We start from the raw sequence: 19,842 nt of genomic DNA, 5'->3' as shown, positions 1-19,842 counted from the left end.
CTGTCCCTGTAGCGCGCCCTTAGCTCAGCTGGATAGAGCACGTCCCTTCTAAGGATGTGGTCATTGGTTCGAATCCAATAGGGCGTGCCATTTATTTAAAAGCCCCGATAACTCTTTGAGTTGTCGGGGCTTTGTCGATCTTGTCTCAAATGTATTAACTTAGCTCTGTTACATGAGCTTTATTTTGATGCTTAAACTCATGAAAAAAATAATTTTTACTGCATTGATTGTTACTCTTTTAAGTGGGTGTGTCACACGCAAAGTTCGTGTTTTACCCCAAGCTATAAATATTACCCCAATTACTGATATTGCAATTAAAAACCTTAATTGCAGAATGGTTGACTCTTACACGATCGAGGATGTTCATCCAAACAATGTAGATCGTATACTTAAGAATCAAACTTACGCATCTGGTGGAAACCGGTACCATATCGCAACTGTTCTAGATACTAGCCGTGGACGCCCATCTAGTGTTGTTGCGGAGCTTTATGACTGCCAGGTTGCCAAAATCAGTTTAGAAGCTGAGAAAGTTAAATTACTACCTGGTGCAAATGAAGTTCAACCCATCTCGTTTGCAGAAGTCGAAAACAATGAGTGCAAAGTGATTGGAAACAAAGTTGTATCAGAAAGCCAGAAAGGCTCTCTTTTTGATGAGTTGTCTAACCAAGTCTACATGGCGGGTGGTAATCGATATCATGTGACTAATATTATTGAGTCTGAAGGACAAACTCCAACATCTGTTTCTGCTGATATCTATCGTTGCAAGCACCGTTCAGTTGCCTTCAACTAACAAAAAAGCGCTGGTTAACCAGCGCTTTTGCATTTATTAAGGGCATTACATCTTTTTAAAGATGATGGAGGTGTTGATGCCGCCAAAGGCGAAGTTGTTACTCATCAAATATTTCACGTCCAGCTCTCGGCCTTGTCCGGCGATGTAGTCTAAATCACCACATTGCTCGTCGAGGTTTTTTAGGTTGAGCGTTGGGTTGAACCAGCCTGTGTGCATCATTTCTAAACCTAGCCACGCTTCAATTGCGCCACACGCGCCTAGTGTGTGGCCAAAGTAGCTCTTGAGTGAACTGATTGGCACTTTGCCCAGAGCATTCGCTGTTGCGTTGCTTTCTGCAATATCACCGCGGTCGGTGGCAGTGCCGTGAGCAGATACATAGTCGATCTTCTCAGCAGGAATGCCCGCGTTTTGCAAAGCCATTTCCATACAGATTTGCATGGTTTCCATCTGTGGTTGAGTGACGTGTGCGGCATCACAGTTGCTGGCAAAACCGATGATTTCTGCATAGATTTTCGCGCCACGAGCGACGGCGTGTTCGTACTCTTCCAGAACCAGCGTTCCCGCACCTTCACCAATCACCAAACCATCGCGATCGGAGTCATAAGGTCTTGGTGTGCTTTTCGGGCCTTCATTCTTCAGACTGGTAGCAAAAAGGGTATCGAAGACAGCGGATTCCGTTGGGCACAATTCTTCAGCGCCACCAGCAACCATTACCGTTTGGTAGCCGTGTTTGATCGCTTCGTAGGCATAGCCGATTGCTTGGCTGCCAGAGGTACATGCACTGCTGGTTGGGATCACTCGGCCTTTCAAACCGAAAAATAGACCAACGTTCACCGCCGTGGTATGTGGCATCATCTGCACGTAAGTCGTTGCGGTGATCGCTTTAGTGGTTTTTTCATTCAGCATGACACCAAATGCGCCGATTGCGTCAGTACTGCCTGTTGATGAGCCGTATGCGATACCCGTTTGACCATTGGTGAGTACGCCGTTACCAATCAAACCTGCTTGGCTCAGTGCGTTTTCTGTTGCGACGGTCGCTAATTTGGAAACACGGCCCATGCCGCGTACTTGCTTGCGCTTGTAGTGCTTTGGCAGATCAAAATCTAAAATTGGTGCCGCGAGCTTGGTGTTCAAACCATCATACTGTTCGTAAGAAGGCATGTATTGCGTCGCGTTCTGGCAGTCACGCAGTTTTGGCTCGACAGATTGCCAATCGTTACCAAACGCAGTCACACCCGACATTCCGGTTACAACAACTCGACGGCTCATACTAGGCCTCCGTTTACCGAAATGACTTGGCGAGTTACATAGCCTGCGATGTCAGACATAAGGTAACTGACTAAACCAGCAACTTCTTGTGGCTCTCCCATGCGGCGCAAAGGAATTTGCGGCATCGCGTGTTCTTTTACGTGTTCGTCTACCATGCCTGTGTCGATAAGCCCTGGAGCAACGCAGTTGACGGTGATTTTGCGTTTTGCCAGTTCAAGTGCGAGTGATTTTGTTGCACCAATTACACCCGCTTTCGCTGCGCTGTAGTTAGTTTGACCGCGGTTACCCATCAGGCCAGATACTGATGCAAGGGTAACAATTCGACCACCTTTACGCTTTTGCACCATTGGCATAACACAAGGGTGAAGAACGTTGTAGAAGCTATCTAGGTTGGTATGAATCACACCATCCCATTCTTCTTCGGTCATCGCAGGGAAAGCGGTATCTTTTGTGATGCCTGCGTTGTTCACGACGCCATAGTAAGCGCCGTGTTCGGCGATATCGGCTTCTAGCTTCTCACGACAATCTGCACGGTCACTGATGTCGAATTGGATAAGACGACCGCTACCACCATGCTGTTCGATGGTGTCTAGGGTGTCTTGCGCGCCTTGTTGATCGCCCATGTAATGGACAATGACTTGGAAATCATCTTTGGCTAATTGAACGGCAATGGCTTTACCGATGCCTTTGCTGGCACCTGTAACGAGGACTTGTCGGGTCATTGTTGACTCCTGATTTTCATTTCTTGTAATTTTTCTTCTGATGGAACGTAAACGTTCAATTGGCAAGTCGCTACAACAGTTCCTTGTAGCTCAATACGGGCTGAAAAAACCGCCATACCGTTATCTTCCATGACTTTTTCAGCATACACATCGAGCACCTGTCCGCGAGAAAACGTATCGCATTCAGACGTGTATCGACGGCTACCAAGCAAAAAGCCAATCGGTGGCGCTTGTTCTTTCATTAATGCGTGGTAACCAGACCACGCCGCGACAGATTGCGCCATAAACTCAATGCCAACGTAAGCTGGCACAGTTTGAGAGGCCAAGTCGAAGAACGGGTTGTGTTCTGCGATATCAACCTGGCAGTGAATCGTATCTTGTTGAACATCCAAAGCACGATCGACCAAGATCATTGGTTTGTCGTGTGGCAAAAGTTGTTCGATGGGAGGAAGTTTAGTCATGAGCGTAACCAAAAATAAGACTAATATTGTTGCCACCAAAAGCAAAAGAGTTGCTGAGAATCGCTTTGTTATCCAGTTTGGTTGGCGTCTCAACTAACGATATATGGATATCGTCTGCTTTGGTTTCGCAGTGTTGTATTGGCAAATCAAGGTTGTACTTGAGAATATGCCAAGCGATCGCTGCTTCTGTTGCACTTGCTGCGCCTAATGTGTGTCCGGTAAGTGGCTTTGTCGAGCTTACGGGAACGGAGTCACCAAAGCAGCGATGAATGGCTTTGCTTTCCATCGCATCGTTTAACGGCGTTGCTGTGCCATGCGCGTTGATGTAACCAATGTCTTGCGCTGTAAGTCTTGCATTGGCCAACGCTTTTTTCATCGCTTCTTCTGCGCCTAACCCTTCTGGATGTGGTGCGGAAATATGGTGTGCGTCTGAGCTGTCGCCAGCTCCGAGAAGAGCAACGGGCGCAGGTGTTTTGCTTAGCAACATTAATGCTGCGGCTTCGCCGATATTGATGCCGTTGCGATGTTGGTCAAACGGCTTACAAAGGGTATCGGATAGGGCTTCTAAACCGTTAAAGCCGTTTAGTGTGAGGCGACAAATGGTATCCACACCACCCACAATGACCGCATCAACAATGCCAGAGCGAATCAGGCGTTGCGCGGTTAAAAAGACGCGACCACTAGAAGAGCAAGCGGTGGAAACTGAGTAATGTGGGCCGCTCAAATCAAAGTAGGCGGCAATAAAATCGCTGCAGTTGCCAAGTTCTTGTTTGGTGTAATGGTAGTCGGCAGGAAACTCACCATTTGCCAGCTTTTCGCCAAATGCGATTTCGCCATCTGAAATGCCAGACGTGCTGGTGCCGATCACGACTGCGATACGGTCACGACCATATTTAGCAATGGCTTCACGCACGTCGCTTTCGATTTGCTGCAAAGCCGAAAGTGCGAGGCGGTTGTTTCTCGTATCAAACTGGCTGAGTGCGGTCGGTAATTGCGGTAACGTCTGTGCAATTCGACCGATTACTGTTTGGCGGCCTGAATTTAAAATATCTTGGTCAACCACCATGTTGGATGGTTTCGCTCCTGATAAACACTGGTGGATGATGGCGTCATCTTGTCCCATGGCAGAGTGAAAGCCACAGGCCTGAATATACAAAGGTTGAGAAGAGCGAATAGGCATATTGTTATTCTAAATTGTTCTTAATTAATCTGATGTTGCAGTGTTTGAATAGAAATTGAAAACTGATGTTTGAGGTGATGAAAATCAATCTCACCCTCTAACTTGTTCGAAGAGCTGTATTGAATCTCAATGATCTTTTCACCGTCGCTATCAAAGATGGCGCGAGAATTATTTTTATCAATAATTCGCCACCTTACCTCATTTAACGATCCTTCCCAAGCGGAACTCGGCCAGAGCGTGATCATCAGGTTAAATAATACCTGTTCTGGCTGCGGTAGCGAACCTTGTAAACCGTTGAGTACTTCGGTTTGGATTTGTTCTCCATCGTAAGACAATGACAGTACTCTTGTCCCCCAGGATGAGAAGCCTGCTAGCACCACTTCGTTGTTGGTTACTTGCAGTTGTACCGGAAGTTGCTCAGATGTGGTTTTACCATCTATTGCCCAAGAAGCCGTAATCAACTGACTGGCAGACAACTGGTAGCCCAAGCTTGCGGGAGTGGGTAAGCTAACTTGGGTGTGCTCGTCAATGTCGACCTGAGGCGTCGATTGGTGAGGGACCAAGCTGCATGCACTTAAAAACAGGCTCAGTGCGAATAACGTCGCGCAGCGAAAGGCGTGATTGAAAATCATGACGTCGTTTCCTCTGTTTTAATTGCAATCGGAGAGAGCAGCCAAGCGACAAAAATACCACTTAACACCGTAATGCCGAAACTGTGAATTGCGTGAGTTTGGCTGAGTGACAGCAACCCAAATGACAACACTGTGGTGATTGCCGAAAGGGTGATCGCCAATAGTGTGCTCACACTGCGGGCTTTCTCGGCAAAGAACAGAGTGTAATCGATCCCTATACCAAGAATGAGCACCAAGCCAAGCAAGTTGAACAGGTTTAATGTTGTTCCCATCGCGACAGCCGTTGCCAGACCGCAGGCGCAAGCAATCAATGATGGCAGTAAAACTCGCCAACTGTGTTGCAGACCGTACCGCTTGATTAACACCAGAAAGATCACAGTACTGGCGGCTGCCAACAGCTCCATGATTTTGATTCGGTATTCACCAAATAGGGCGGAAATTTCTTCTGCTTTGTTTAGGTAAACAACATCAGACTGCGATTTGGCAAATGCCTTAACAACGGCGGAGTCTTGCAATTGGTTTAACACCACTACCGTTGCAGATTTTCCTTTGATCTTACGCAAATGGAGAAAACGCACAGGCGCTGATACTGGGTTTTGCAAGTACTGATCAACCGTGACAAGGATAAAGTCGGCGTCCATTTTAGGCTTTTTACTTAAGCTCAGTCCGGAAGCTAGTGGGCTGGATTGTGTCGCGTAAAGATCGCGAATCAATTGATAGTCTTGTTGCTGACGCTCCACCGAGCTCAAGTAGCGACTCAGACTCTGGTAGCTTTCGATGGTGCTGTCCGCTTTCCACGCTTCTAATGTTGGCGTCAAAGACTCCAGCTTTTTCATTAGGTTTTCGTCATCGTCGGCGGTAACGACCAACATTTGCTGCGAAGATTGCATGCCACTGAGCGTCGTAATCAAGGTTTCTTGCTGCTTGAGATCGTTCGGCATCGTTTGCAGCAGACGAATGTCGTCATCGTAGTTCAATTGCAGCAAGAAAAAGCCACTCGCAACCACACATAACATCGGCAATCCGACTTTAATTCGAGGTTGATTCCAAAGCGTTAACCATTTCGCCAACAGTGATTGTCCCGGTAATGTCGAAATGGATCGCGATGGGTTACGAGCCAGTATCGGATACCAAGCCACCACGGTGATGTAAGCGGCAATCAGACCAATGGATGAAAACAGCGCAAGCTGCTGCAAACCAGGAAACGGCGCAACTAACATGCCCAAATAGCCGATCAAACTGGTGATTAAGCCAAGTGTGATAGCTATGAAAATATGCTTTAACCCTTGTTCGCTATCCCATTCATTTCCCGCCGCAAGACGTTCGGTTAGGTAGTGGAATGCGTAGTCGATAGACACGCCGATTAAACTTGCGCCAAACACTAAGCTGAACAGATGGACTTTTCCAAAAATCCACGTCGTAACGGACAACGCAACGAGCAAACCAATGGTGATGGAAAGCAGTGCCAGAGACAGTGGCATCACACTACGAAAGACCAACACGAATAATGCAATGATACCGAGCAGAGAGAACACACCGATGGTACTGATCTCCGATTTGGCGCTTTGCGTACCAAAGTCGGCGTAAAATAGAACGCCAGTATGTGCCACTTCAGCGCCATATTTCTGCACGACGCTTTGTTCTAGCGCTTGAATGTCAGGGACGGCAAGCTGCCCAGTTAGGCTATAAGGCGAGTCTTTAAGCTCAGCAGTAATAAGCAAGTATTGAGCACCGTCTTTTTCGACGGATAGATAGCCATTATCCAATCGGAAAGAGGACGATTGCTGGGTAACTTGGCTTAAATAATCACGAAATAGCAAGAAAGGATCATTTTGTAACTCTTGCCCAGTCACTCCAGAAAACGGGTTGTACAGAGACTGAATCACATGCTGCACTTGCTGTTCTGGATTTTTGCTTAAACGCTCTCGTTGCTCAGGCGTCAGCAATTGGAAACGGTGCTTAAAGTAGTAACTTGCCCAAGCTTGCTGCTCTTGAGGTGAGATTTTTCCCACCACATCGCGAAAATGATTACTTTGTCGTAACCCCTTATCAAATTCAGCGGCCGCTGCAAAAAGGGCATTTTTGTCCGGCGCTGTGATCACGAAAATGACTTTGTCGCTCATACTTGCCGAGACCGACTCAAAGGCTTGCTCAGCCACCGGGTTTTGTTGGTTCTTAGGCAGCAGTTTTAAAATGTTGGTCTCAATCGGAGACTCTGCACTCCAAACCCATTGTTTGAGTAGCAACGCGCCCGCTAAAACAACGAGATTGAGCCAAACCAGAGCAAAGGTGTGAGTGCCGAGACTGAGTTTAGAAACGGAATTGAGCGACTTCGGCATCCGTGAGTTCCTGAGGTAGAGAGGTCTGGTTCGTAAACGTGATTTCGGTTTTATCGCCACGCAACTCTTGTAGGGTTAGGCGATCAATGTGCGTTTTACCTGAAAGGGTGATGGCTTTAAACACCGCATTTAATGGCGACTGTTTTGGCTCTAAAATGAGCTGCCACTGATTGTTCTCAACTGAAAAATCGAGTGTGAATTGTTCTTGCAGTGCAGAAGTATCCCCGTGGAACACGGATAAAAACACATGGCTAAAGTAGAACGCCATTGGGTTTTCTTGTGCAGAGATCGTTTTCGGTGCTTGGTCGGCAAAAGTCTGACGAAGTTTGTTTTCCGTCAATACCAAATTGACTGCGAAAGGTTCTGTTTGTTGCCACAACAAGCCATGTGTTTTGCTCAGTGTGAACTGACCTTTAGAGGTTAGAGGTTGACTGAACATTTCCAGATGACGCTGCTGCGTAAAATCTCCGCGTACGATTTCATGCTGAGACAACTGCTGCTGAAGCGATGCCAAATCCGTTACGTTTGCAGTCGGTGTGGCCAGTGCTGGAACAGAAAATATCAGCAAAAAAGAGAGTAACCACTTTTGCATTAGTTCAGGCTCCCATGGTTGTGCCATTGCTCTACTTTATCTAAAAAAACAGCTGGAGAAACAAAGCACATCTCTTGCTTTTCAATGGATACGGCGACTTGCGTTGTATACGCTTTGCACATACGTTGATTCGTTTCGGCGTCGTAAATCACGTAATCCACACGTAAGCGGTTTTCCCACTCAGTGAGTTGCGCGGTAATGCGAATGGTGTGATTAAACGGAATCGCCTTCACGTATTTAACGCGCGTGTCGATGATCGGCCACATGTACCCAGAGTCTTGCATATCGCGATAGTTGTATTGGAGCTTCTCCATCAGCACACGACGTGCTTCTTCAAAATATCGAAAGAAGTTGCCGTGATAAATCACGCCCATCGGGTCAGCATCTTGGAATGAGGTGACCATTGTCACCTCTACTTCTAACGGGTAGAGAACCTGCTCTTGCATTATACCTCCGCGTAGAGTGGCCAATGACGTTGCTGAATGCGTTCAATGAAATGACGCAAATCTTGTTCCAATGGGCGATCTTCAATCACAAATTCAAACTCGCTCAGTACGGCGTCACGAATTACTCGCAAACTCTGACTCATGTGGTGTTCGTCCAATTCGTTATGACGGCGACGAATCTCAACCGCTTGAACGCTTGCTAGGAGAGAAGCCGCAGCAACTTGCTCTGTTAACTCAAGTACGCGTAAGCAATCACGAGCCGCGATGGTACCCATGCTCACTTTGTCTTGGTTGTGACATTCGGTTGAGCGAGAAAAAACGCTCGCTGGCATGGTGTTTTTCAACGCTTCTGCCGTCCAAGCTGAGATACCAATCTGAACCGCTTTAAAGCCGTGGTTGATCGGTTTTCGCTCGCCTTCTGCACCAGTTAAGTTAAACGGTAGGCCGTTATTGAACTTGTAATCCATCAGTTGCGCCATCTGACGGTCCAGCAAATCAGCTAAGTTGGCAATGTTCGCTTTCAACGTATCCATCGCCATTGCGATATGACCACCGTAGAAGTGACCGCCGTGCAGAACGCGCTCGTTGTCGCCATCGATGATTGGATTGTCGTTGGCACTATTTAGTTCATTCTCAATCAACTGACGTAGCCAAGGCAGTGAGTCTTGCACCATGCCAATTACGTGTGGCGCACAACGCAGCGAGTAGCGATCTTGCAGTCGGTCGCTATTGCGTGGCGGACGCTCAGCATTGAGATCATCACGCAGCCAAGCCGCAACTTGCTGTTGACCAGGGTGAGGTTTTACCGCAAACAACGCTTCATCAAAGTGGAAGTCATTACCTTGCATACCCACAGAGACCATCGCAGTAATCTTGGTGCATAGCTGAGCTAGGTATTCTGCGCGTTTGTAGGCAAGACAGGCGAGGGCAGTCATCACGGATGTACCGTTCATTAACGCCAAACCTTCTTTTGGTTTTAGGCGAATTGGCTCAATGTCCAGCTCTGCAAATACTTCTTGTGTTGGTCGCACATCGCCTTTGTAAAGCACTTCACGCTCGCCAATTAAGGTCGCCGCTAGGTAAGACAGAGGCGTTAAATCGCCGCTTGCGCCCACCGAGCCTTCTTGTGGAATACGCGGCGCAATATCGTGATTGATAAGCGTAACGATTTGGTTCAACAGATCGTGAGACACGCCAGATACGCCTTGCGACAATGAACATAAACGGGTTGCCAGCACCGCGCGAGCTTGCTCATGAGAAAGGATTTGACCTAAGCCACAGCCATGGAAGCGCGTAAGGTGCAACGGAAGTTCATCCACAAGAGCGGGTGGAATCGCCACAGTACATGAATCGCCGTAACCCGTAGTCACGCCGTAAATAACGCCTTCTTCTTTCAGTAATCGTTCCAGAAACGCCACGCCACGATCAATTTTCGCGGTAAATTCTGGCGAGGTGTTCATGTTTGCCTTTGCACCGTGAGCAATGGCAACGACATCTTCGATGGTTAAAGATTGGGCACCAAAAGTGATGTTGTGATTATTGTTGTTTGTCATGTGGCTGATTACTTAAAGTCCAGAAGTTAAAAAAGTTGTACCACTGTAACGGCGCTTGCAGTGTGTGGTGTTCTAATCTTTGTGCGTACTGTTGAACAACGTGTTCTAGTGCCTGCTGACGCTCCTTGCGCGGTAGCGTGATTTGGTCACTAAAGTGTTCAAAGTACACATTAAAATGCGGAGTGTTTGCTTCGTCGTCGCGTAGGCCGAAGAGTAGGTAAACCGGCGCTTTTAATACCGAGGCCAGCATGAATGGGCCTTGCGGGAATGGTGCAGGTTTACCAAGAAAATCTGCCCAAACGACACGATTTTCTTTGCTGGTGGAAGTGCGATCGCCAACGATCACTACCCATTCGCCTTGCTCGATTTTTTGTTGAAGCAGAATCGCGGTGTCTGGTCCCATTGAGCTGACTTGAATCATATTCAGTTCCGAATTTGGGTTTACCGCCTTCATTACCGCATTAAATTGTTCAGCGTGTTGGGTAAATACCAAGGCATTGATTTTGACATGAGAGTGTCGACGACCAAGCGCGCGGCAGAGTTCGATATTGCCAAGGTGCGAGCCTAAAATGAGCACGCCTTGTTTTTTCTGCGCCATCTCTTCGAAATGATGTTGGCCGTGAATGGTTAGGCTGTCGACATTAAAGTCACCTTGCCATGCTGCCAGTTTGTCGAGCATGGTACGCCCAAAAGAAAGCAGATGATGATAGCTGTCCAACTGTTTTGGCAGTGGGATGTTCTGCTGCGTTGCGTAGTGCTGTAAGTTGTTCAGGTAAATCTCAGACGCTTCACGGGCAGATTTACCCGTGAAGTGGTAGTAGCGCATGACTAACTTCAAAATCAGGTCGAACGCTTTTCTGCCGAACAAGCGGTATACCGCGAGTAAGGTTTTGATGCCTAAAATCGTGCCTTGTTCTTTTCGTTTCGACCAGTGGGCATTACTGTCGTCTGTGTGACGGCGCTTTCTGGCGAGTAGCGAAGGAATGCGCGGCAACATGCCAAAAAATAGGCGAGTGTGCATCCAGGTTATCTTGACGTTATCCCACAATGCGTCGAAGTGGGAAATGCCACCTTCAGGGTAGATCACGCGCGTTGGAACAAAATCAATATCGACGCCTTCCCAGTACATTCGCACCAGAATTTCGATATCAAAATCCATGCGTTTGCCGATGTTGTCCTTGTTCAACACGGCGACCGTTTTCGCCACTGGGTAGGCGCGGAAGCCGCACATGCTGTCTTTGATAGACAGTGACAAGGTTTCTATCCACACCCAAACGTGCGTAGCGTAGCGACCATACAAACGGGATTTAGGTACGCTCTCGTCGTATATCGGTTGGCCCGAAATCAGGTTATCTGGTTTTGTTTTGCTGGCGCTGAGCAACTTCGGCAATGCTTCTAGGTCGTGTTGACCGTCTGCGTCGATTTGAATGGTGTGCGTAAAACCAAGTTGGTGAGCTTGATGTAGGCCAGCCATCACCGCGCCACCTTTGCCTTGGTTTTCACTCAAACTAATCAGTTTTATCAGCCCTTGCTCACTCAACGCTGAAAGCGCTTGTTTGGTGTCTTCATTGCTGCCGTCGTCCACGACCAGCACTGGCAAAGCAAAAGAGGATAACGACGCAACCACGTCTGCAATTGTGCTGCCGTGGTTGTAGCAAGGAATTAAAAAACAGGGACGGTAATCACTCACGTGACTCACCCAGTTTCATTTTTCCTGACGAGTGAGTCACCAAGGTTTCACCGCTTTTCGATGTATACTTAAAGGTCAATTTCTCACGCTCATTGTCCCAAGAGAGTGAGAGACAAACGTCGGTGTTTGGCAGAATCGGCTCTTGAAATTTGATGACTTCCATTCCTTTAAATACCTTGGGAGTATTCAAATATTGAACGGCGTAGAACAACGCCCAGTCAATTTGAGTGACGCCGGGTAAAAGAGGGAAGTGACTGAAATGACCTTGGAAATCTAAGATGTCAGCATCCACACGCAGCGACAGCTCCGCGGTGTGGTCACTCACATCAATATTCTGAATAGTTGGTTTTCTTTTTTCCATGTTACTAGCTTTATTGGAATAATTTTTCAATTTCAGCAACTTGGCGTTTGCCTTGGCTGTTCAATGGAATTTCGTCGACCACTCGGAATTTTCTCGGGATAGCGATCGGCTCTAGCCAATTGCGCAGTGCCTTGCGAAGCTCAAGCCAAAACTTGCCTTTACCAAGTTCATTAAGCACATCGCTGCCTTTATCGTTAAGTACGATGATCGAGACTAACGTGAGGCGACCAGATTCTTCCATTGGGATCACCACGCTTTCTTGAACCCACGGCAATTGCTCTAAACGTTTTTCCACTTCGACAAGGGAAATACGCTTTTCTTCGACTTTGACGATTCGGTCAGTGCGTCCACGCAATTCAAAAGAAATACTATCATGGAAATAGCATTCATCCGCAGTTTGGTACCAAGTGTTTTCATCAATGTGTGGCGAGCGGAGCTTTAAACAATTTTCATGGTTAAGCTCGGCTTCAACACCTGGGAATAACGTCCAAGGAGTGCTGGCTACATGCTGCTGACGGTAAGCGATGCCGCCGGTTTCTGTGCTGCCAAAAACTTCAATAGGAAGTGACCCAAACAACAGCTGGCTGTGTTGCGCGGCTTGGTTTGGCAAGGGGCCTCCAGAAGAGAATACGCACCGAATTGCAACCGGATTATGCTCTTCACTGAGTCGTTTTAGTAACGCAGGGCTGCTTACTAGCGTGGTGTCAGCATCAGCGTGATGGACAATTTGCTCTGGGAACTCAAGGTTGTGTGCTGAAAATGGACGTGCAGAGCACAAAGGCCACAATACGCGGAACAGCAAGCCATAAATGTGTTGATGAGAAACGGTGCTTTCAACGCGTGTGCTGGCAACCGTGTCGCCCCACAGGTTATCTAGAATAGCAACTTCGATATCGAGCTGTTTCAGCGTTTTTGCAATGGCTTTTGGTGTGCCGCTTGAACCCGAAGTAAATAGCGTTACTGGTATTTCCGCCAGGTTTAATTCACGCCAAAAATAAGGTTGTTTGGCCTCTGGCTCGCTAATCACGGTGGTTTCTAGCAATGATTGAGCTTCGATCAAAAGCGAGCTCACGAGTTCTGGAGCCGAGACATCGGCATCATGCAGCAACAAATCGTAGTGCTCACTGAGCTCTTTGAGTGCTTCTGGTTGGTAATTACCAGGTAATACAATGGATTTTCCTGCATAACAACAAGCAAAAAAGCCAACGGCAAACAGGTAGCTGTTGCCAAAACACAACGCAATGTTTTGCGTTGGTTGGGTTTCTAACTGCTGAGCAAGTGTTGCGACGTGCTGCTGGAAATCACCCCACGTGATAACCGTGTCGCGATCGTAAGAGACTGGGGATTGCTCAGACCTCTCTGCGATGAACAAGGTCGCTAGGGAGGTAAAGCTCGAATACGTTGTATTCATACGATTAGTGTTCCTTTCGAACAAATTGACGCACGATCCATTCTCCAGCGAACAAGCCACCAGCAAGTAAGTAGCTGATGAGGCCGTTATAAAGCGTCCATATTTTTACTGGTAGGAAACAGGTATAGAGTGCAACGGCAGCGTTGAGCGTAAAAAAGGCGCACCAAACCATCGTCACTTTGCGAGTGTAAGCCACGCCACTAGCCGGAAGGTCGGGTTCTTGCAAGCGAGCAAGCCTCTCTATGATCGATTGCGGCTGTTTTAAGCTCAGTCCAAATACACACAGCATACATACATTGACAACGACAGGGTAAAACTGGAGCCACCCATGTTGTTTAAACACCATGCCAAGCGTAATTAGGACAATGCCAACAGCGCCCGTAACGAGCGCCAAGAACTTAAACTCTTTTAGTGGGGTCTTATTTGCGACGAAAATACGCAAAAGTAACGCAGCAATTAACAAGCCCCCAACTAAGTTCAAGCCAAATTTATCTATACCGAAATAGACGGCGAAGGGGTAGGCAAACAGTACAATTGCAGACAGACCAGTCAGCAATTGGCGCATTAACTTTCCTTCAATAACTCAGTAACAGCGTTAACCACATCGTCAACGGTTCTTACTGCACTAAACTCTGCTGGCTTGATTTTTTTGCCAGTGACATTCTGTAGGTGTACGACCAAATCAACGGCGTCAATGCTATCAAGATCGAGATCTTGGTATAAGTGCGCATCTGATTGAATGTCGGCTGCGTCAATTTCGAACAGCTCAACAAGCGCATCTTTAACTTGTTCAAATACTTGATCTTTATTTACATCAGTCATGAATATACCTACAACTTATTCATTAGTTTGAGAAGAAACGTATTTCGCTAGATTTGCTACAGACGCAAAGTGTTCGCGCGTATTTGAGTCGTCGGCATCAATAACGATGTTGTATTGTTTTTTTATTGCGAGTCCAAGCTCAAGCGCGTCGATAGAATCTAAGCCAAGTCCATCACCAAAAAGTGGTGCATCCGTTTCAATATCATCTACGGTTAAATCTTCAAGGTTTAAAGCATCAATAATAAGTTGCTTAATGTCGTTGTGTAACTGTTCCACTGGGACCTGCTTATTAATAAAAGTTTTCTGGAAAAATGTTTTCAGCTAGGTGCTGTTGTAAGCGTCGCGCCGCTATTGTCGGCGACGTAGTTTGCTTTATAAAGGGGGTAATCTCAACTTTATCCTTAACTTCAACCCTGAAAAAGGGCTTTGTTGCCGGTACTTGATACCATTTTTTCTCTTTTGTGAGGAAACTTGGCGTTACCGTAATATGGACAACTCTTAAATCTCGTTCTGTTCTTACCGCAATTTGTGCTGCACCGCGTTGTAATTTCGGCTCTACACCTGGTGTTGTTCTTGTTCCTTCAGGAAATATAAGCAACACGTTGCCTTTGTTAAATCGTTCATCACAAAGTGCTAATAAATCATCCGGTGCTTCATTGGGAATATATCCGGCTGCTTTTACGATGTGCTTCATAAAAGGATTCGACCATATTGCCGATTTTACTAAACAGTCGCAGCGATTTAATTGTGAAGCAATGAGAACGTAATCGATTAAACTAGGGTGGTTGGCAACAATTAAACAATTACGATCTTGTTGAAGAATATCGGCGCCAATAATTTGATAATCGATTGCGCCACTCAACTTCATCAATTTACAAAATGTGTTGAATGAATATCGAATCGCACCTTGAACTTTATATTCGCGTTCCGTTTGGTCTGAAACAAAAATACGAATGGTCGGAATAACAATGAAGCTCAGTACTAAACCACCTAACCCAAATACTGAAAAACAAAAGCCTGTTGCTAGCACACGCCAATACTGATTTAAGCGAATCATTTTTTGTGCCATTCCCAAGCTTGATGCGGAGCGAAAATAGTCCACTGGCTTTTATCTAACAAGTATTGTTGCAAAAATACTAAACCTTGAGGAAGAGGATGACCGGAACATTCTGCGTTTATGGAGCTTTGTATCGCGAAATTGTCTCCATGAGAAAGTATTAAGCCAAGTCCAAACCCTTGGTATTGTTGGTTTTCATATTCTAAATAAGAGTCAGGCATAGGCTCATCAAAATCAACAAGCAGTACTTTTTTGTCAGGATTGTCGGACAAAAACAGCCATGCTTCTAATATTGCGCTTTGGAATGTGTTTTCTGCCGCAGCGATAGAAGTTAGGGGAATGGGTTGTTTAGTTGCGATAGTGGCAAGCCCTGCGGCGGTATTGTGCACTGACTGAGAAAAAGCCATCGGAGACGCTTCTTCACCGTTAATAATATCTTTAACTAACGCAACACTGCGATGCAATTCGCCATGACGACTCGAAAATACGAGGTAATCAACCTGATCTTGATTAAGTAATTCGATTGCCGTTTGCACTGCCAGTTTGCTAAGTGGACTCATTCTTCTGCGCATCATCGCAGGAATATCCGCAACATTGATTTTGCCATCTTCTGGCCATGTTATCTCTGTTGCCCATTGTTTCCATTCATTGGATTCGGATAAACCGAATGAATTCGCAGTCCACGCATCAATATTGAACGAAATGTTGATCTTCGAGTTTGGCATATTGGGTTAAATTGTTTATTTTACAGCTCGATACAAATTGGGTTTTACCCAAAGTCATAATAAAAAAGGAAATTATCATGTCGCGTTTTAAGCTTTATGTCTCGTTATTATTAACTTTGCTTCTTGTCGGTTGTGGACGAGTACAACCTGTAATGAATGTGGAGGATACTCCAGTTGCTTATGATCTTCAAAATAAACAAGTAAAAATGGCCATTGTGCAATCGGCAACCAACCGAGGTTGGACGATTGAAGAAGTAAGCCCAGGCGTTCTTATTGCAAAAATTCACGTTCGTAAACACTTTGCAGAAGTAAAAATTCCATATAACAACAAATATTACTCAATTATTTATCTCAACTCAGTAAATCTAAAAGCCAGTGATGGCAAAATCCATCGCAATTACAATCGTTGGATAAACAACTTGAATGTTGATATTCAACGAGCTATTGCATTGTTAGGCTCTCAGTCTAAACAATAAAAATATTAATTGCAGTTAGGTTTTTCCGTGTTAAATCAAAATAATGACCCTTTTAATGCTTTTGAAGCAAAAACAGAAGCTCAGAAGTTATCTTTTGCACCAATCGTGTTCCAGACCGCCAGAACGCTCCGAGATTTAGGTATTTTAGCCGCGCTAGACAGCGCCGGTTCACAAGGCATGAGTGCCACGGACATTGCCGAGAAAACGGGCGTGTCAGAATATGGTGTCAAAGTATTGTTGGATATGGCGATTAGCGCACATATTGTTTTATGGGAAAGACCTAACTATTCGCTTGCGAACCTTGGTTTTTACCTTCTTCACGATGGTATGACGAACGCAAACATGGATTTTACGGCTGATGTCTGTTACGCCGCGATGATGCATCTGACGGAAGCGATTCAAGAAGGTAAGCCTTCAGGTTTGAAAGAGTTGGGCAATTGGGAGACGATTTATCAAGGTCTGTCGACGCTGCCAGACCAAGCCAAACAGAGTTGGTTTAAGTTCGATCACTTCTATTCGGATCGCTCGTTTCCATTACTGCTCAAAGAAGTGTTTGCAAGCAAGCCAAAGCACCTCGTGGATATTGGCGGAAATACCGGGAAATGGGCTATTCAGTGTTGTAAGCATGATCCAGATGTTGAAGTTACTATTGTCGATTTGCCGCAGCAACTAGAAGTGGCGATGTCAAATGTCTCAGAAAACCAGTTCGCCGAGCGTGTACGTTCATACCCTGCTAACATGCTTGATAAAGCACAAACATTGCCTGAGCATGCTGACGTATGGTGGATGAGCCAGTTCTTGGATTGCTTTTCCCCAATTGAGATCCTAAATATCCTTAAAAAAGTCAAAGCCCAGTTAACGAAGGGAGATACTATTTACGTATTGGAGCTATTTTGGGATGCCCAAAAATACGCGGGTGCTTCCTATAGTCTTAATGCAACCTCTCTCTACTTTACCTGTTTAGCCAACGGCAATAGTCGTTTTTATCGCAGTGATGATTTCTTAGAAATTGTCGAAGCGGCAGGTTTATCTGTCGTCGAAAGAACCGACAACATTGGCCTTGGTCACACCTTATTAAAACTACAAGCAAACTAAATTCAGAATGAAAACAGAGCTCAAGCAAGTTGTCGTCGTAGGAGCGGGCCCATCTGGCTCCACCGTTTCTGCGTTATTAAAATCGCGTGGCATAGATGTCGTTGTCATAGAAAAAGCCACCTTTCCACGTTTCTCTATCGGAGAAAGCCTGCTTCCTGCATGTATGGAAGTTGTCGAGCAAGCCGGAATGACCAATGCGGTAAAGCAGTTTGGCTTCCAATATAAAGATGGCGCTGCATTTCGTCGCAATGGTGTTTACACCCAGTTCGATTTTACGGACAAATATACCCCAGGGCCGGGTACGACGTTTCAGGTGCAACGTGCCAGTTTTGATAAAGTGCTCGCCGACAGTGCCGCAGAGCAGGGCGTCGATATTCGTTATCAACATGAGCTAGTTAGCTTGGCGTTTGAAGGCAAAAAATCGCGCTTAGAAGTTGTTGGGCCGAATAAACAGACCTATCAAATCGAAGCTGATTTTGTTTTGGATGCGAGTGGTTTTGGCCGTGTTTTGCCACGCTTGTTGGATCTTGAAGAGCCTTCTTGTCTTCCTCCAAGAAAAGCGATATTTACTCACATTGAAGATCGTATCTCTCCACAAGAGCCAGAGTACGATCGTAATAAAATTCTGATTTCCGTGCATCCTGAAAATCACGATGTGTGGTACTGGCTAATTCCATTCTCGAATGGTACATGTTCGTTTGGTGTGGTGGGTGAGCCTGAGTTTTTTGAGCGATACCCAGAGGATAAGCTTGCAGCTTTGCAGCAGTTGGCGAATGAAGAGCCGGGGTTGGCTTCTTTGTTGCGAAATGCGAATTACCCAAATCCAGCAGGCGAGTTGGGTGGCTATTCAGCGAACGTCAAACGCTTAGCGACTGAAAACTACGCACTGCTTGGTAATGCCGGCGAGTTTCTTGATCCTGTGTTTTCATCTGGTGTCACCATTGCCATGAAGTCGGCGGAATTTGCGGCCGATTGCGTGGTTCGTCAATTAAATGGTGAAGTGGTTGACTGGCAAGAAGAGTATTCGGAACGCTTGATGGTGGGGGTGAACACATTCCGTACTTATGTGGAGGGGTGGTACAACGGCACATTGCAAGATGTGATTTTCTACCAAAACCCGAATCCACGTATTAAGCAGATGATTAGCGCGATTTTGGCTGGGTACGCTTGGGATACAAACAACCCTTACGTAAAACAAAGCGAACAACGTTTGTCGACGCTCGCTGAGCTGGTTCGAGAAGCGGAACTGTAAGAGTATAAATTCTCTTAGCTGAGGATGCGTAAACCTAGGTCTTACCGAGAAATTGGTAAGACCTTTTTTATTCTCGACAATACCTTTTTATTTGTACTTCGAGCTTACTGGAGACATCTTGACCACTTGTTTCGAGGTGTATCGAATTTGAGAAAATTTATAGTGATTATGATCACATACATACTCATTGTTGCTGATATTTATATTAAACGTGTAGGAAATGGATTACATTTTGGGAGTGTTCCCTAAATCCGGCTTCGTTGTGAAAACGGTTTATAAGCAACTGTATAAATTAGTAAAGTTCCAAAAACTGCACCAAAAAAAAGATAAGTTTCTTGCCAAATCAATTCGCTTGGTGAGTTCGAACCATCGACTGCGCCAAACACTTCCTTTACTTTCTCGAATTGTCAAAGAACACGACGCGTCAACAGTCTCTTCGGTTGTTGATCCCGAGAACGCGGTGGCGTGGGGAGGCAAAGTTTCTCCAGAGTTCAAATGCAAAGTCATTCGTATTAGTGAAGAGCTGGAGATCAACCCTAATCATCTGATGGCCTGCATGGCATTTGAAACCGCTGAAACCTTCAGTCCAAGCATCAAAAATGGTTCAGGAAGTGGGGCGACAGGGTTAATTCAATTTATGCCCTCTACCGCTGAGTCATTAGGAGTGAGTACGAAAACTCTTGCGAGGATGAGCGCGGTCGAGCAACTTGACTATGTAAAAGCCTATTACTGGCCATATCGCCATAAAATCAATAGTCTGGAAGATGCGTATATGGCAATTCTCTATCCTGCTGCGATTGGCAAACCGTCTTCTTTCGTTTTGTTCAAGCAAGGCTCGATTGCATACCGACAAAATGCGGGTATCGATCGTCACAATACAGGAAAAATCACGCTTAATGATGTTTCCTATAAAGTACGGAAAAAACTAGAGAAAGGTTTACAGCCCAATTTGATGGGATAGGGCCGTGC

22 protein-coding genes and 1 tRNA gene are annotated in these 19,842 nt (G+C 46.0%); 6 read left to right on the top strand and 17 right to left on the bottom strand.

The features are described from left to right. Positions 1–13 precede the first annotated feature (13 nt). Both NB463_RS23220 and NB463_RS23215 read left to right on the top strand, forming a co-directional pair. Positions 14–90: transfer RNA gene (locus NB463_RS23220), tRNA-Arg, on the top strand. A gap of 109 nt (positions 91–199) precedes the next feature. Beyond that, positions 200–790 carry a membrane lipoprotein lipid attachment site-containing protein gene (locus tag NB463_RS23215; protein ID WP_048626525.1) on the top strand — a complete coding sequence of 197 codons (591 nt, stop codon included), beginning with the start codon at positions 200–202 and terminating at the stop codon, positions 788–790. A gap of 45 nt (positions 791–835) precedes the next feature. Here NB463_RS23215 and NB463_RS23210 read toward each other — a convergent pair whose 3' ends face one another. The 17 genes from NB463_RS23210 to NB463_RS23130 are packed head-to-tail and all read right to left on the bottom strand — an operon-like array spanning position 836 to position 16,050. Beyond that, the gene (locus NB463_RS23210) at positions 836–2,059 is read right to left on the bottom strand and encodes a beta-ketoacyl-ACP synthase (RefSeq protein WP_258431632.1); all 1,224 of its coding nucleotides are present in this window, start codon (positions 2,057–2,059) and stop codon (positions 836–838) included. Further along, positions 2,056–2,781: a 3-oxoacyl-ACP reductase FabG gene (gene fabG, locus NB463_RS23205; protein WP_258431631.1), complete on the bottom strand. Its 726-nt coding sequence runs from the start codon at positions 2,779–2,781 to the stop codon at positions 2,056–2,058. Before fabG ends, NB463_RS23210 begins: the two co-directional genes overlap by 4 nt. Then, positions 2,778–3,242, bottom strand: a complete 465-nt coding sequence (locus NB463_RS23200) for a hotdog family protein (RefSeq protein ID WP_005396020.1) — start codon at positions 3,240–3,242, stop codon at positions 2,778–2,780. Before NB463_RS23200 ends, fabG begins: the two co-directional genes overlap by 4 nt. Beyond that, positions 3,235–4,422, bottom strand: coding sequence for a beta-ketoacyl-[acyl-carrier-protein] synthase family protein (locus tag NB463_RS23195; protein ID WP_256899341.1), 1,188 nt, complete (start codon positions 4,420–4,422; stop codon positions 3,235–3,237). The genes NB463_RS23200 and NB463_RS23195 overlap by 8 nt, the downstream gene beginning before the upstream one ends. A gap of 20 nt (positions 4,423–4,442) precedes the next feature. Continuing rightward, complete coding sequence (locus NB463_RS23190) at positions 4,443–5,054, bottom strand: DUF3261 domain-containing protein (RefSeq protein ID WP_047724393.1); 612 nt, start codon at positions 5,052–5,054, stop codon at positions 4,443–4,445. After that, on the bottom strand, positions 5,051–7,393 hold the full coding sequence (locus NB463_RS23185; RefSeq protein ID WP_258431630.1) for an MMPL family transporter: 2,343 nt from the start codon (positions 7,391–7,393) through the stop codon (positions 5,051–5,053). Before NB463_RS23185 ends, NB463_RS23190 begins: the two co-directional genes overlap by 4 nt. Next, positions 7,365–7,985, bottom strand: coding sequence for a LolA family protein (locus NB463_RS23180; RefSeq protein WP_104969186.1), 621 nt, complete (start codon positions 7,983–7,985; stop codon positions 7,365–7,367). The genes NB463_RS23185 and NB463_RS23180 overlap by 29 nt, the downstream gene beginning before the upstream one ends. Further along, positions 7,985–8,431, bottom strand: a complete 447-nt coding sequence (locus tag NB463_RS23175) for an acyl-CoA thioesterase (protein WP_258431629.1) — start codon at positions 8,429–8,431, stop codon at positions 7,985–7,987. Before NB463_RS23175 ends, NB463_RS23180 begins: the two co-directional genes overlap by 1 nt. After that, the gene (locus tag NB463_RS23170) at positions 8,431–9,984 is read right to left on the bottom strand and encodes an HAL/PAL/TAL family ammonia-lyase (RefSeq protein ID WP_258431628.1); all 1,554 of its coding nucleotides are present in this window, start codon (positions 9,982–9,984) and stop codon (positions 8,431–8,433) included. The genes NB463_RS23175 and NB463_RS23170 overlap by 1 nt, the downstream gene beginning before the upstream one ends. Next, positions 9,968–11,674, bottom strand: a complete 1,707-nt coding sequence (locus NB463_RS23165; RefSeq protein ID WP_258431627.1) for a glycosyltransferase family 2 protein — start codon at positions 11,672–11,674, stop codon at positions 9,968–9,970. The genes NB463_RS23170 and NB463_RS23165 overlap by 17 nt, the downstream gene beginning before the upstream one ends. Beyond that, entirely contained in the window at positions 11,667–12,035 is a 369-nt protein-coding gene (locus NB463_RS23160; protein ID WP_258431626.1) for an ApeI family dehydratase, read from the bottom strand. The genes NB463_RS23165 and NB463_RS23160 overlap by 8 nt, the downstream gene beginning before the upstream one ends. 10 nt (positions 12,036–12,045) lie before the next feature. Continuing rightward, entirely contained in the window at positions 12,046–13,446 is a 1,401-nt protein-coding gene (locus tag NB463_RS23155; protein ID WP_258431622.1) for an AMP-binding protein, read from the bottom strand. Positions 13,447–13,450: 4 nt separating this feature from the next. After that, entirely contained in the window at positions 13,451–14,011 is a 561-nt protein-coding gene (locus tag NB463_RS23150) for a hypothetical protein (protein WP_258431620.1), read from the bottom strand. Further along, positions 14,011–14,268, bottom strand: coding sequence for an acyl carrier protein (locus NB463_RS23145; protein ID WP_005382279.1), 258 nt, complete (start codon positions 14,266–14,268; stop codon positions 14,011–14,013). The genes NB463_RS23150 and NB463_RS23145 overlap by 1 nt, the downstream gene beginning before the upstream one ends. Before the next feature lie 15 nt (positions 14,269–14,283). Then, positions 14,284–14,544, bottom strand: coding sequence for a phosphopantetheine-binding protein (locus NB463_RS23140; protein WP_005382278.1), 261 nt, complete (start codon positions 14,542–14,544; stop codon positions 14,284–14,286). Positions 14,545–14,557: 13 nt separating this feature from the next. Continuing rightward, the gene (locus NB463_RS23135) at positions 14,558–15,325 is read right to left on the bottom strand and encodes a lysophospholipid acyltransferase family protein (RefSeq protein WP_053307503.1); all 768 of its coding nucleotides are present in this window, start codon (positions 15,323–15,325) and stop codon (positions 14,558–14,560) included. Continuing rightward, the gene (locus NB463_RS23130; RefSeq protein WP_258431619.1) at positions 15,322–16,050 is read right to left on the bottom strand and encodes a beta-ketoacyl synthase chain length factor; all 729 of its coding nucleotides are present in this window, start codon (positions 16,048–16,050) and stop codon (positions 15,322–15,324) included. The genes NB463_RS23135 and NB463_RS23130 overlap by 4 nt, the downstream gene beginning before the upstream one ends. Before the next feature lie 77 nt (positions 16,051–16,127). Between NB463_RS23130 and NB463_RS23125 the strand changes: the two genes are divergently transcribed. The 4 genes from NB463_RS23125 (at position 16,128) to NB463_RS23110 (ending at position 19,834) form a co-directional block, all read left to right on the top strand. Continuing rightward, positions 16,128–16,526: a hypothetical protein gene (locus NB463_RS23125; protein WP_005390458.1), complete on the top strand. Its 399-nt coding sequence runs from the start codon at positions 16,128–16,130 to the stop codon at positions 16,524–16,526. Positions 16,527–16,553: 27 nt separating this feature from the next. Continuing rightward, positions 16,554–17,621 carry a methyltransferase gene (locus NB463_RS23120; protein WP_053807120.1) on the top strand — a complete coding sequence of 356 codons (1,068 nt, stop codon included), beginning with the start codon at positions 16,554–16,556 and terminating at the stop codon, positions 17,619–17,621. Between the two features lie 7 nt (positions 17,622–17,628). Beyond that, positions 17,629–18,873, top strand: coding sequence for an NAD(P)/FAD-dependent oxidoreductase (locus NB463_RS23115; RefSeq protein ID WP_145532328.1), 1,245 nt, complete (start codon positions 17,629–17,631; stop codon positions 18,871–18,873). Positions 18,874–19,093: 220 nt separating this feature from the next. Then, positions 19,094–19,834, top strand: coding sequence for a transglycosylase SLT domain-containing protein (locus tag NB463_RS23110; protein WP_079855598.1), 741 nt, complete (start codon positions 19,094–19,096; stop codon positions 19,832–19,834). The last annotated feature ends 8 nt before the right edge of the window (positions 19,835–19,842 follow it).

The sequence above is a fragment of the Vibrio sp. RM-41-2B genome (assembly GCF_024744415.1).
Classification (GTDB): Bacteria; Pseudomonadota; Gammaproteobacteria; order Enterobacterales; family Vibrionaceae; genus Vibrio; species Vibrio diabolicus.
Note: the sequence above shows the minus strand (reverse complement) of the source record. Positions and strands in the feature narration are given on the sequence as shown.